Raw genomic sequence first — 11,107 nt, forward strand, 5'->3', positions numbered from 1 at the left:
CCGCTCGGCCTGTCGCAGCAGCAACGTCATGATCAACGCGCGTCAGGTGAGGTGGGAGTGGTGGTGGGTAGGATGAGTGGGTGACTCAGGCTGAAGCGACTTCCCGGACCGGCAAGCGCGTGCTCCTGGCCAAGCCCCGCGGCTACTGCGCGGGCGTCGACCGCGCGGTGCAGACAGTCGAGGAGGCGCTGAAGCTCTACGGCGCCCCGATCTACGTCCGCAAGCAGATCGTGCACAACAAGCATGTCGTTCAGACCCTGGAGGCCCAGGGTGCGATCTTCGTGGAGGAGAACGAGGAGGTGCCCGAGGGCGCCACAGTCATCTTCTCCGCGCACGGTGTGGCCCCCGAGGTCTACGAGCAGGCCAGGGCGCGCTCGCTGAAGGCGATCGACGCGACCTGCCCGCTTGTCACGAAGGTGCACCACGAGGCGAAGCGGTTCGCCGCCGAGGACTACGACATCCTCCTGATCGGCCACGAGGGCCACGAGGAGGTCATCGGCACCGCCGGTGAGGCTCCCGCCCACATCCAACTGGTGGACGGCCCCGACGACGCCGACAAGATCACCGTGCGCGATCCGGCGAAGGTCGTCTGGCTCTCCCAGACCACGCTCTCGGTGGACGAGACGCTGGAGACGGTCGCCCGGCTCAAGCAGCGGCTGCCGCTGTTGCAGTCCCCGCCCAGCGACGACATCTGCTACGCCACCAGCAACCGGCAGCACGTCGTCAAGGAGATCGCCCCCGAGTGCGACGTGGTGATCGTCGTCGGCTCGACGAACTCCTCCAACTCGGTCCGGCTGGTCGAGGTGGCCCTGGACGCCGGTGCCCGCGCCGGTCACCTTGTGGACTTCGCCCACGAGATCGACGACGCCTGGCTTGTCGACGCCCGCACCGTGGGCGTGACCTCCGGCGCGAGCGTTCCGGACGATCTGGTCCAGGACGTGCTCGCGTACCTTGCCGAGCGTGGGTTCGCCGACGTCGAGGAGATCACCACCGCAAACGAGCGGCTTACCTTCTCGCTGCCGCAGGAGTTGAAGCGGGACATGAAGGCCGCCGCAGCCGCGCGCGGCTGAGCGTCGTTTCGGCGATCACTGTGGGAACGCCGGGGCGTCCCGGTGCGTCGAAGTCGGCATGAGGATCCTTCGGCTCATCGTCCCCGCCCTGGTCGTCTGCGCGGCGCTGACTGCCTGCGGTGCGCCGACCGACGAACCCGCCGGTCCCGGTGCACCCACGACGGCGACCGAGCAGCCCACCGCGCTGCCGCCTACCGGACCTGACCCGTCGACTGCGACGGAGACGCCCAAGCCACCTGGTGGCCCCAGCCTCCCACCGCCGGTCGGCGCCACCGAACTCACCGGCACCGTCACCGCCGGGGTGGAGCCGAACTGCCTGTTGCTCGACGGGTACCTGCTGATCGGCGGCCCCCGGGACGTGCTGGCCGCAGGGTCGCGGGTCACTGTCACCGGCCGGGTGGAGGCGGGCATGATGACCACCTGCCAGCAGGGCACCCCGTTCGTCGTGGAGGGCGCCCGCAAGGGGTGACCGGCAGCGGCGCCGGATCAGCGGTCGCGCTCGACGCCGTCGAGCAGTTCGGGCGCCTGCGGCTGGCGGGGCGTCAGCTCGACCTGCGTCGGGGCAGCCAGCTCCTCGTCCGAGACGCCAAGCTCGGCGAGCTTGCGGGCGCTGACCAGCACCCGGGCCTCCAGCGAGCCGACAGCCCTGTTGTACGCCGTCACCGCCCCGGCAAGCGACGACCCGAGCTTGCCCACGTGATCGCCGAGGGTGGAGAGCCTGCCGTACAGCTCCCGGGCGAGGGTGTGCACCGCCAGCGCGTTGCGGGCCAGCGCCTCCTGCCGCCATGAGTAGGCCACGGTGCGGAGCAGCGCGACAAGGGTCGCCGGCGTGGCGAGTACGACGTTGCGGGCGAAGGCGTGCTCCAGCAGCGTCGGGTCACGTTGGAGTGCGACGTCGAGGAACGGGTCGGCGGGCACGAACAGCACCACGAACTCGGGGGAGCTGTCGAACGCCGACCAGTACGACTTGGCGGCCAGCGCGTCGACGTGCCCCCGCAGGTGCCGTGCGTGCGCGTCGAGGTGGGTGTCCCGGCCGCGCTCGTCACGGGCTTCCATAGCCGTGAGGTACGCGTCGAACGGCGCCTTGGCGTCCACCACCACGGACCGGCCGCCGTGCAGCCGTACCACCAGATCCGGGCGGACGACGTGGTCGTCGGTGGCGGCGGTGACCTGCTCGGAGAAGTCGCAGTGCTCAAGCATGCCGGCGGCCTCGACGATCCGGCGCAACTGGTGCTCGCCCCAGCGGCCCCGCACCTGCGGCGCACGCAGCGCGGCAACCAGCTGCTTGGTCTCGGTGCGCAGCTCACCGGAGACGGCGGTCATCGATCGCACCTGCTCGCGCAGCTCGGCGTACGCGTCGACCCTGTCGTGTTCCAGCTCGGCGACCCGCTGCTCGTAGCGGCGCAGGGTCTCGTGCAGCGGTGCGACGGCACGGGCCACCGCCTCCTGCGACTGCGCGGTGGCCTCGTAGCTCAACGCCCGCATGGACTGCTCAAGCCGCCCCTCGCCGTCGCGGGTCGCGGTGAGGGTGGCATCCAGCCGGGCGATGTCGGCAGCCGAGCGGGACCGGGCCGCGAGCCAGCCCACCGCGCCGCCGGTGCCGAGGCACACGATCACCACGAGCAGCGTCGAGACGTCCATCACCGGAGCTTGCCAGACGTCTACGACGTGACACTCGGGGGTACGTTCGATGACATGGAACTTGTGTTGTGCCTCGCCATCGTGCTGATCGGGGGGCTGGGCGCCGTGGCGCTCGGTCGTGCCCAGTCCACCGCCCGTCGGCGTACCGAGCTGGGCGATGCCCGCGCGGAGGCGCAACGCTGGTACGAGCGCCTCGGTGGGCAGCTGTTGACCCTCCAGGGCGACGAGCCGGCGGTCCGTCAGGCGCTCTCCGACGCGGGTGAGCGGTACAACGCGGCGGGTTCGCAGCTGGAGCAGGCGCGTACGCCGCACCAGTTCGCGCTGGCCCGGGAGACGGCGCTGGAAGGGCTCGCCTACATCCGGGCGGCGCGGACCGCGCTGGGGATCGACCCCGGCCCGGAGCTGCCGGCGCTGGCCGCAGCCCGGGGCGTCGGGCAGCTCACCAAGGAGCGTGAGGTGCAGGTGCAGGGCCAGACGTTCCGGGCCGGCCCGCAGCCCGGCCGGGGCACGCCCTACTACTACCCCGGCGGCCGTTACCAGGGCCGGCCGGTGCCGGCTGGCTGGTACTCGACGCCGTGGTGGAAGACCGCGCTGGGTGCAGGCGCGGGTGTGCTCGGCGGCATCCTGATCGCCGACGCGTTGTTCTCGCCGGCCTTCGCCGACCCGGGGTACGGCGCCGACGCGGCCGGTGCCGACCAGGGCATGGACGGCGGCGACCAGGACTTCGGCGGCGGCGACCAGGGCGGCGACTTCGGCGGCGGCGACCAGGGCGGTGACTTCGGCGGCGGCGACTACGCAGGCGGTGACTTCGGCGGCGGCGATTTCGGCGGCGGCGGCTTCGGTGACTTCGGCGGCGGCGATTTCGGCGGCGGAGACTGGTGAGCCCGGACGGCAGCGTCGATCATGGAGTTGTGGTGGCCGGTCAGCACCCGCAAGGGGCTTTTGTGCGGCACCACAACTCCATGATCGACTGAGTCGGTTGGGGCGGGGCGAGGGGCCGGGTCAGCCTGTGTTGCGCATGCCGGCCGCGATGCCGTTTACCGTTGTGAGTAGTGCCCGCTCCAGGGCTGTGCCGTCGCTTGGCGCGCGCCGGCCGCCCGGTGCGGTGGCCACCGCCCGTCCGGCCGCACCGGAATCGCGGTACTGCCGCAGCAGTGCCACCTGAAGGTGGTGCAGCGGCTCCAGGTAGGTGTCCCGAACGGCCAGGGTGCGCTGCAACACCGGCGAGTTGTCAAGCAGGGCCGGTGCGGCGGTCACGGCGAGGACCTCCCGCTTTGTCAGCTCGTACTCCTGCTCGATCTGTTCGAAGATCGGGTGCAGCTTCTTCGGCACCAGCGTCTCGACGTACCGGCGGGCGATGCTCAGGTCGGTCTTGGTCAGCATCATCTCGACGTTCGACAGGAACGTCCGGAAGAAGTGCCAGTTGCGGTGCATCTCGGCCAGTACGTCCGCCAGCCCGGCCTCGCGCGCGGCGGCCAGTCCCGAGCCGACGCCGAACCAGCCCGGCACGATCTGCCGGGTCTGCGTCCAGCCGAACACCCACGGGATGGCCCGCAATCCGGACAGCCCGGCGCCGGTGTTGGGGCGCTTGGCCGGCCGGGAGCCGATGTTCAGCGCGCCGAGCAGCTCCGTGGGGGTGGACGCCCAGAAGTACGCGGGCAGGTCCGGGTCTTCGACGAGCGACCGGTAGGACCGGTAGGCAGACTCGGAGACCACGTCCATCGTGGCGTCCCAGCGCTCAAGCATCTCGGCCGGTTGTCGGGGAGCGGTGTGCAGCAGCGTCGCCTGGAGCACCGCGGCGAGGGTGAGTTCCAGGTTCTCCCGGGCCAGCGACGGCAGGCTGTACTTGTCGGAGATGACCTCGCCCTGCTCGGTCACCTTGATCGCGCCGTCCAGCGTGCCGTACGGCTGGGCGAGGATCGCCTCGTGCGTCGGCCCGCCGCCGCGCCCCACAGTGCCGCCACGGCCGTGGAACAGTCGCAGGTGCACCCCGTGCCGGGCTGCCACGTCGCGCAGCGCGCGCTGCGCCCGGTGGATCGACCACTGGCTGGTGGTGATCCCGGCTTCCTTGTTGGAGTCGGAGTAGCCGAGCATTACCTCCTGCACGTCGTCCCGGGCCGCGACAAGCGCCCGGTACGCAGGCAGGGACAGCAGTTGGTCGAGCAGTTCACCGCCGGCGTTCAGTTCGGTCGGGGTCTCCAGCAGCGGCACGAACCCGATCCGTGCCCGCCCGCTGTGCACGTCCACAAGCCCGGCCTCGCGGGCCAGCACGACAGCCGCCAGCACGTCGTCCACGCCCATCGTCATCGAGATGATGTACGACTCGATCACCTCGCCGCCGAAGCGGTCCTGCGCTTCACGGATTGTGCTGAACACGTCGAACGTCTTGCGGGCCGACTCGGAGAGGGGGGTGTCGACCGTGGACAGGGGCCGGCGGCCGGTCAGCTCGTCGGCGAGCAGCTTGGTGCGCTCCAGCCGGCTCAGGGCCGGATAGTCGGTGACCTCGCCGATGGCCTCGTACAGCTGGGCGAGCACCGCGTGGTGCGCCTCGGCGTGCTCACGGACGTCCATCGTCGCGAGGTGCAGGCCGAACGCGGAAACCGTACGGATGGTGGAGGCGAGCCGGCCGACGGCAGTGAGCTGCCCGGAGTTGCGGGCCAGTGAGGCGCGCAGCAGGTCCAGGTCGGCGATCAACTCGGCGGAGCCCCGGTAGTCCCGGCCCGGCACGTGCGCGGTGCCCTGACGCAGCCGCTGCCGGGTGTTGGCGAGCTTCGCCTTCACGCAGCGCGCCTTGAGCCGGTACGGCTCCTCGGCGTTGACCCTGCGGAAGCGGGGTGCCACCTCGGGCAGCGCGTCCAGGTCGGCGGCGAGGCTCGCGGAGAGGTCCAGTGACACCCCGCGCAGCCGGCGGGAGACCGAGACCTCGTTGATGAGGTGGTCCATAGCCTTCTCGGTGGCCGCGATGCCGTGCTCGTGCTGGATGGTCAGCACCTCGCGGGTGACCGCCGGGGTGACGAACGGGTTGCCGTCCCGGTCGCCGCCGATCCACGTGCCGAAGCTCAGCGGGCGGGCCGTCGGCGACGTCTCCACACCGAGTGTGCGCAGCGTGTCGGCCAGGTCGTCGAGCACCTGCGGGGCGGCCTCGGCGTACAGGTCACGCAGGTAGTAGATGGCGTTGCGGGCCTCGTCGGTCGGGTCGGGGCGGTCCAGCCGCAGCTCGTCGGTCTGCCACATCAGGTCCAGCAGTTCGGCGAGCCGGCGGTTGGCGGGGCCCTCGTCGCTGGCGCCGTACAGGATGGCGTTTGCGGTCTCCGTGTCCAGCTCGTCGGCGATGGCGCGCAGCTTGGACAGGATCGAGCGGCGGGCCGCCTCGGTCGGGTGGGCGGTGAATACCGGCCGGACCGCAAGCCGGCGGGCCGCGGCGGCGATCTCCTCGGCCGGCACCCCCCGCTCGGCGATCATCTTGGCCGCCTGGTCCAGCCAGCCGCCCTGCACGGCGCGACGACGCCGCAGGTCCCGGCCACGGTGCACCTGCTCGGTGATGTTGGCCAGATGGAAGTAGGTGGAGAAGGCGCGGGCCAGCTTGGTGCCGGTGGTCACGTCCAGCCCGCCGAGCCGCTGGGCGGCCGCTGGCGCGTCGGTGCGTACCTGGGCGCGGATCTCCTCGACGAGGTCGAGCAGCGGGCGGCCCTCCTGGCGTGCCAGGGTCTGCCCGAGCAGGGTGCCGAGCCTGCGGATGTCGGCGCGCAGCGCGGCGTCCGGGCCGTCGTGGTCGTGCTGGTCGGTCACGATGCGCTCCTTACGTTGGTACGAAGGACAGCGCTGTCCGACTTCCTGGATGGTATCCGCGTCCCCCGGCGGTAAGGAGAGTGCCCTTCCCGACACGTTCGACACGTGCACGGGCACCACCGGGCATTTCTGCCGGCAGGACGCGTTTCCGCGCTGGTGGGGGTGGACTCCAGGTGGTGGGCGGAACGGAACAACGTGGCGCTGACCACACCCGGCACGCCGTGCGGAGTCCAGATGGTGGGCGTGGCGACGGTCCGGCCGCCCCGTCCCCGACGAGATGGCGGGCGTTGGGCCACCGAACGGAGCGTGACGGCCTGTCACGCGGCTCCCGGTGCACGCCGTCAGCCTAGGGCGGCCCCGTGTCCGTGTCGGTCGTTTCCCGGTGCCCGGTGTCGTGCCCTGTTGATCAGGTGATCGGGCAGCGGCCCGCGCTGTAGTGGACGATCGCCCCCATGATCTCGGCCTCCTGCCGGTCCGCGAAGTTGAGCGTGGCGGCCAGGCCCGAGCCGTAGAAGGTGTTCAATGCGGCGCTGTCCAATCGCGTGAAGATCCCGACGTTCTGGAGCGCCCGGGAGTCACGGGGCGTGACCACCACCATCTTTTCCAGGCTCCACCGGCGGCGGGAGATCTGCGCGACGCCCTCCCAGGGCAGCCAGATCGCCTGGCCCCTGGTGGGCCGGGTACGGATCCAGAGCCCGGCCGGGTTGAGTGCCAGCACCGGTCCGCCTGAGCCGATCAGCCACAGCTGGATCCCCAGCGGCAGGGCGATCAGGGCCAGCAGGCACACAAGCACGCCGAGGATGCCGAGGACGGCCGCGGAGCGCACCTCCGGGTCCGCCGAGCTCAGGATGCCGAGGCCGGCGAGGAAGGCGACCGGGAGGACCAGGATGAGCACGATCCCCGCGGCCAGCAGGCCCCGCTTCGCGACGTTGGGGCGTACGACGAAGGGCTCGTTCTCCGGGATGCGCTTGGCCACCGGCGCGGAAGGTGCCGGGTATCCGCCGTGCGGGTGGTGGAACGGCGGGCCAGCGTAGAAGGGCTGGGAGGGATGTCCGGTCGGGGTGGTCACGGGCGCTCCGCTTCTCGATCCACTTCGGCGGCGCTCAGCCTATAAGGCGTACACCAGCGCACAAGTCGAGCCGGTTTGCGGGCCAACCTCGGCCGTGCGCTCAGTCGCCGAAACCCGTTCGACGGCCCGGCTAGCTTCTGTTCATGGTGCTGCCGAGCTACCCCCCGAAGCCGCGACCGGGCGACCGGGTCGCGGTCGTCTCACCCTCCGCCGGTCTGCCGGCCCTCTTCCCGCACGTGTACGAGTTGGGGCTGCGCCGGCTGCGCGAGGAGTTCCACCTGGAGCCGGTGGAGTATCCGACCACCCGGGCGAGCGGGGCCGAGCCGCGCGAGCGGGCCCGCGACCTGACCGCCGCCTTCGCCGACCCGACAATCACCGCTGTGCTCGCCACCGTCGGCGGGGACGACCTGATCACGGTCACCCCGTACCTAGACGACGACGTGCTGCGGGCCAATCCGAAGCCCTACTTCGGGTACTCCGACAACACGAACGTGCTCAACCACCTGTATCGGCTGGGCATCGTCGCGTACCACGGCGGGTCGGTCCTGGTGCACCTCGGCCGGCCCGGTTCGCCGCACCCACTGACCTTCGACTCGCTGCGGGCCGCCCTGTTCACCTCCGGCTGGTACGAGTTGTCGCCCGCGCCCGAGTGGGGTGACCGGCCCAACCCGTGGACCGACCCCGGCTCGTTGGCGTACGAGCCGGAGATGCTCGCCGGCGAGGGCTGGCGCTGGCAGGGCCCGCAGCGGGAGGTGCGCGGGCGTACCTGGGGCGGCTGTCTGGAGACTCTGCACTGGCTGATGGCCGCCGACCGGGTGCCGACCGCCGACGAGCTGGCCGGTTCCGTGCTGGTCGTCGAGACCTCCAACGAGCTGCCCACCGCGCAGGAGGTGTTCCGGATCGTACGGAACATGGGGGAGCGCGGGCTGCTCGCCAGCTTCCCGGCGGTCGTTGTCGGTCGGCCCAAGGCGTGGGATTTCGACAAACCGCTGTCGGTGCCGGAACGGGTGGCGTGGGGCGAGGCCCAGCGGGAGGCGATCACCCGCGCGCTCGCGCCGTACAACCCGGAGGCGGTGGTGGTCTTCGACGTCGACCTCGGTCACACCGACCCACAGTTGATCGTCCCGTACGGCGGAGAGATCCGCGTCGACGCGCGGGCCCGCCGCATCGCGGTGCGTTACTGACCCGCCCCGCCCGCGCTCACCCGTCGTGGGGAGGCCGTCCGAGACGAGCAAATTTCTTCAAGACGCTGGGAACGCCCACGGCGAGGATTGTTCGCGTGGGTCCGGGAGTTGCCAACCAGTGCAGCACCGGAGCGGGGCATGCGGACCTTTTCGGGGAGGCCCGACGCCCCACCGGGCCCCGTGGCGCCCCCCTGGCGCTCGAGGAGGTGCCGCGCGCTCCCCGTGCGGCACCTCCATCGCCGTGGGGGCGGCAGCGGTCAGGCCGCGTCCGACGCGGTGAGCAGCCGGCGCAGCCGGGCCGGTGGGTGACCCACCTGCTCCCGGACCACCCGGGTCAGGTGCGCTTGGTCGGCGAAGCCGTACTCGGCGGCGAGCGCGCCGAGTGGACGGCCGTCGGACTCGGCGAGGGTGTCCAGCAGTTCCCGCACCCGCAGCCGGTTGCGGTAGGCCGTCAGGCTGCTGCCCGTCATCCGCTGGAACACCCGGCTGAGGTGGTGTGGAGAGCTGCCGACCTCCCGGGCGACCTCGTCCAGGCCGAGCGTGAAGCCGGAGTTCGCCAGTACCTCCCGGGCGCGGTCGGCCAGCCGGCGGTGCGCGGCGAGCGTCGCCGGCCTCCGGCGTACGGCCCGATCGACATCGCCGCCCACGTCGCCGGTGCCGAGCGGGCTGTAGTTCAGCAGGCGAGCCAGGAACCGGTGCAACCGCTCGGCCATCTCGAAGCCGTCCAGCCCGCGCCGGAACTCGGCCACCAACAGCCGGTGCGCCAGGTCCAGCGGGGCGTCCGACGTCCCGGCCCAGCCGCTGCGGTCCATCCAGTGCTCCGCGTCCGGCCGGTCCGCGAGCGCCGCCGGATCGATCTCCAAGCAGGTGTACGAGTCGCCGCAGCCGAACGGGTGCGCCACCGCCATCTCGTCGCCCGGTCGGGTGAGGATCACGGAGGTGGCGTCGGAGAGCCCGACCCGGCCGTTGAGCCGGCGACGGTACGCCCCGGAGCGGCCCAGGAGGATCTTGTGGCGGTCCTCCACGGCGGGCTCCGTCCATCCGTGGTTCTCCACGATGCACCGCACCTGGTAGATCAATATCCCGTCCGGGTGCCCCAGCACGCGCCACCGTGCGGGCGTGGTGCGCCGACGCGGATCACTGCCGACTCCCTCGGCGGGCATCGTTCCTCCTTGCTCGCGACGTGCTCGTCAGCGGCCATTCGTACCGATGGTCGTCGACTCGTCGATCCCCCGTCCACCCCGCTACGCGCCGGGCGTCGGTCGGCACTGCTCCGGGGCCGACCGACCGGGGTGCGGGCGACGTCAGGCGTCGACGGCGGCGAAGGCGCGGACCGGAAAGGTGCCCATGCCGCGCACCATCGGTGGGGCCGCTGTGAACCGGAACCCGCTCGGCGGCAGCGCGTCCAGGCCGGTCAGGTGCTCCACGATCGGGATGCCGTGGGCGAGCAGTGTGCTGTGCGCGGGACGTACGCCCCCGGCCTGCGGGCTCATGTCGTCGATGTTGATCGAATCGATGCCGACCAGGGCGGCGCCGGCGTCGGCAAGCGCCTGCGCGGCGTCCCCGGTCAGGTAGGGCGCCTCCGGCGCGCTGTACCGCTCGGTGCCGAAGTGCTCACCCCACCCGGTGTGCAGCAGCACCGCGCGCCCGGTCACCTCGTACGGCGCCAGCATCAGCCGGTCCACCGCACGGGTCCCCGCCGGCACCCGGACGACCACGCCGGGCAGGTCGGCGAGCCGGTCCAGCGAGACCCCGGTCAGGTCGTCGCCGCCGGCCCAACGGTGGGCGGGGGTATCCAGGTACGTACCGGTGTTGGCGATCATGTCGATCCGGGACACGTGGAACTCGGTGCCCGACGCGTAGTTCGCCCGGGACGCCTCGAAGGTCAGCCAGTCGTCGATCCGGGGCGCCGGCCAGCCGGGCAGGGTGGTCATCCCATCGCTGATCACATGGCTCAGCTCGACGAGCCGACGCCCGGTGCGGGGCTCACCGGCGACGCCCCGCCCGCCCTTGTGCCGCTCCTCGATGATCGTCTTCGCGCTGATCCGCACCTCGGCGACCATCAACAGCCCGAGGTGACGTACGAAGAGCGCGGCCAGCTCCTCGTCGGTGATCTCCCGACCCGGGATGTCGAGCCGGAACCCCTCGGTCCGCAGCCCGCCACCGTTGGCGAAGCTCACCTCCGCGTCGAACTGCGCCCGCCACTGCTCACCCATCCCCAAACCCGACCATGCCCGAAGACGAACAGTCAAGATCCTCATAGCTGGCGGTACGCGCGATAGCTGGCGGTACGCGCGTTTTCCGCGCTGCCCTGCGGGGGTGCCCGGCGCCGTCGGCGACACCCGCGGACTGGA

The 11,107-nt window shown here is 71.6% G+C and carries 9 protein-coding genes; 4 read left to right on the forward strand and 5 right to left on the reverse strand.

Going from position 1 to position 11,107, the window contains the following annotated elements:
- Positions 1-80 precede the first annotated feature (80 nt).
- Both ACPXB1_RS02020 and ACPXB1_RS02025 read left to right on the forward strand, forming a co-directional pair.
- Positions 81-1,070, forward strand: a complete 990-nt coding sequence (locus ACPXB1_RS02020) for a 4-hydroxy-3-methylbut-2-enyl diphosphate reductase (protein WP_355596820.1) — start codon at positions 81-83, stop codon at positions 1,068-1,070.
- A gap of 58 nt (positions 1,071-1,128) precedes the next feature.
- On the forward strand, positions 1,129-1,539 hold the full coding sequence (locus ACPXB1_RS02025) for a hypothetical protein (protein WP_355596822.1): 411 nt from the start codon (positions 1,129-1,131) through the stop codon (positions 1,537-1,539).
- A 17-nt stretch (positions 1,540-1,556) separates the two neighbouring features.
- Here the strand turns inward: ACPXB1_RS02025 and ACPXB1_RS02030 are convergent, their stop codons facing one another.
- The gene (locus ACPXB1_RS02030; RefSeq protein ID WP_355629399.1) at positions 1,557-2,711 is read right to left on the reverse strand and encodes a DNA recombination protein RmuC; all 1,155 of its coding nucleotides are present in this window, start codon (positions 2,709-2,711) and stop codon (positions 1,557-1,559) included.
- Positions 2,712-2,765: 54 nt separating this feature from the next.
- On the opposite strand from ACPXB1_RS02030, the gene ACPXB1_RS02035 reads away from it, so the two are divergent.
- Positions 2,766-3,593 carry a hypothetical protein gene (locus tag ACPXB1_RS02035; RefSeq protein WP_355596824.1) on the forward strand — a complete coding sequence of 276 codons (828 nt, stop codon included), beginning with the start codon at positions 2,766-2,768 and terminating at the stop codon, positions 3,591-3,593.
- Positions 3,594-3,713: 120 nt separating this feature from the next.
- On the opposite strand, the gene ppc is transcribed toward ACPXB1_RS02035, so the two are convergent.
- Together ppc and ACPXB1_RS02045 are read right to left on the reverse strand one after the other, a co-directional pair.
- Complete coding sequence (ppc, locus tag ACPXB1_RS02040; RefSeq protein WP_355596825.1) at positions 3,714-6,500, reverse strand: phosphoenolpyruvate carboxylase; 2,787 nt, start codon at positions 6,498-6,500, stop codon at positions 3,714-3,716.
- Between the two features lie 406 nt (positions 6,501-6,906).
- Positions 6,907-7,569, reverse strand: coding sequence for a hypothetical protein (locus tag ACPXB1_RS02045; protein ID WP_355596827.1), 663 nt, complete (start codon positions 7,567-7,569; stop codon positions 6,907-6,909).
- Between the two features lie 143 nt (positions 7,570-7,712).
- Between ACPXB1_RS02045 and ACPXB1_RS02050 the strand changes: the two genes are divergently transcribed.
- Positions 7,713-8,753, forward strand: a complete 1,041-nt coding sequence (locus ACPXB1_RS02050) for a S66 family peptidase (RefSeq protein WP_355629396.1) — start codon at positions 7,713-7,715, stop codon at positions 8,751-8,753.
- A 257-nt stretch (positions 8,754-9,010) separates the two neighbouring features.
- Here the strand turns inward: ACPXB1_RS02050 and ACPXB1_RS02055 are convergent, their stop codons facing one another.
- Both ACPXB1_RS02055 and ACPXB1_RS02060 read right to left on the reverse strand, forming a co-directional pair.
- Positions 9,011-9,916, reverse strand: a complete 906-nt coding sequence (locus tag ACPXB1_RS02055) for a helix-turn-helix domain-containing protein (RefSeq protein ID WP_355629393.1) — start codon at positions 9,914-9,916, stop codon at positions 9,011-9,013.
- Between the two features lie 141 nt (positions 9,917-10,057).
- Complete coding sequence (locus tag ACPXB1_RS02060; protein WP_355629390.1) at positions 10,058-10,969, reverse strand: cyclase family protein; 912 nt, start codon at positions 10,967-10,969, stop codon at positions 10,058-10,060.
- Positions 10,970-11,107: the final 138 nt, after the last annotated feature.

The organism is Micromonospora sp. DT68, assembly GCF_049847245.1.
In the GTDB taxonomy this organism is placed as follows: domain Bacteria; phylum Actinomycetota; class Actinomycetes; order Mycobacteriales; family Micromonosporaceae; genus Micromonospora; species Micromonospora profundi.

What these genes read in the sequence shown, in the direction of transcription:
- ACPXB1_RS02025 (WP_355596822.1), top strand. Translation starts at nt 1,129, where the DNA reads ATGAGGATCCTTCGGCTCATCGTCCCCGCCCTGGTCGTCTGCGCGGCG.
- ACPXB1_RS02030 (WP_355629399.1), bottom strand. Translation starts at nt 2,711, where the DNA reads ATGGACGTCTCGACGCTGCTCGTGGTGATCGTGTGCCTCGGCACCGGC.
- ACPXB1_RS02035 (WP_355596824.1), top strand. Translation starts at nt 2,766, where the DNA reads ATGGAACTTGTGTTGTGCCTCGCCATCGTGCTGATCGGGGGGCTGGGC.
- ACPXB1_RS02050 (WP_355629396.1), top strand. Translation starts at nt 7,713, where the DNA reads ATGGTGCTGCCGAGCTACCCCCCGAAGCCGCGACCGGGCGACCGGGTC.
- ACPXB1_RS02055 (WP_355629393.1), bottom strand. Translation starts at nt 9,916, where the DNA reads ATGCCCGCCGAGGGAGTCGGCAGTGATCCGCGTCGGCGCACCACGCCC.
- ACPXB1_RS02060 (WP_355629390.1), bottom strand. Translation starts at nt 10,969, where the DNA reads ATGGGTGAGCAGTGGCGGGCGCAGTTCGACGCGGAGGTGAGCTTCGCC.